At 41.5% G+C, this 1,416-nt stretch carries 1 protein-coding gene; it reads right to left on the reverse strand.

Going from position 1 to position 1,416, the window contains the following annotated elements; translation table 11 throughout:
• Positions 1-1,416, reverse strand: a 1,416-nt coding sequence (locus C4S76_RS11855; RefSeq protein WP_181044115.1) for a hypothetical protein, incomplete at both ends; no start/stop codon positions are given.

A 1,416-nucleotide genomic window follows, 5' to 3' on the forward strand; every position in this document is an offset into this window, starting at 1 on the left:
CAGCCGTTCTTGTCGATTACTTTTAGGGTATATTTTCCAGGTTGATCTACCTTATGGATACGATTGGGTGATTCGCCTTTTATATTTGGGCCACTCCAGGTATACTTGACATATCCATCGTTCCCTTGTAATTCGGTAAATCCTCCTTGGCAATAGGTTAAGTTTCCTATGACTTGAGGATTCGGCTCGGGATACTCTTCTACTTGTACACTTACTACTCCTTCGCAGCCGTTCTTGTCGATTACTTTTAGGGTATATTTTCCAGGTTGATCTACCTTATGGATACGATTGGGTGATTCGCCTTTTATATTTGGGCCACTCCAGGTATACTTGACATATCCATCGTTCCCTTGTAATTCGGTAAATCCTCCTTGGCAATAGGTTAAGTTTCCTATGACTTGAGGATTCGGCTCGGGATACTCTTCTACTTGTACACTTACTACTCCTTCGCAGCCGTTCTTGTCGATTACTTTTAGGGTATATTTTCCAGGTTGATCTACCTTATGGATACGATTGGGTGATTCGCCTTTTATATTTGGGCCACTCCAGGTATACTTGACATATCCATCGTTCCCTTGTAATTCGGTAAATCCTCCTTGGCAATAGGTTAAGTTTCCTATGACTTGAGGATTCGGCTCGGGATACTCTTCTACTTGTACACTTACTACTCCTTCGCAGCCGTTCTTGTCGATTACTTTTAGGGTATATTTTCCAGGTTGATCTACCTTATGGATACGATTGGGTGATTCGCCTTTTATATTTGGGCCACTCCAGGTATACTTGACATATCCATCGTTCCCTTGTAATTCGGTAAATCCTCCTTGGCAATAGGTTAAGTTTCCTATGACTTGAGGATTCGGCTCGGGATACTCTTCTACTTGTACACTTACTACTCCTTCGCAGCCGTTCTTGTCGATTACTTTTAGGGTATATTTTCCAGGTTGATCTACCTTATGGATACGATTGGGTGATTCGCCTTTTATATTTGGGCCACTCCAGGTATACTTGACATATCCATCGTTCCCTTGTAATTCGGTAAATCCTCCTTGGCAATAGGTTAAGTTTCCTATGACTTGAGGATTCGGCTCGGGATACTCTTCTACTTGTACACTTACTGCTCCTTCGCAGCCGTTCTTGTCGATTACTTTTAGGGTATATTTTCCCGCTTCTGTTACCTCGCAGGTTGGTTCTGTTGATATAACATTATGTCCATTTGACCAACTATATTTTGAATAGATTTTGTCTGTGCTTAAAATTGTAGTTTTTCCTTTACAAAATTCCAATTTTCCTTTGATTTCTGGATTCAGCTCGGGATACTCTTCTACTTGTACACTTACTGCTCCTTCGCAGCCGTTCTTGTCGATTACTTTTAGGGTATATTTTCCCGCTTCTGTTACCTCGCAGGTTGGTTCTGTT

It is taken from the genome of Apibacter adventoris (genome assembly GCF_002964965.1).
Lineage (GTDB): Bacteria > Bacteroidota > Bacteroidia > Flavobacteriales > Weeksellaceae > Apibacter > Apibacter adventoris.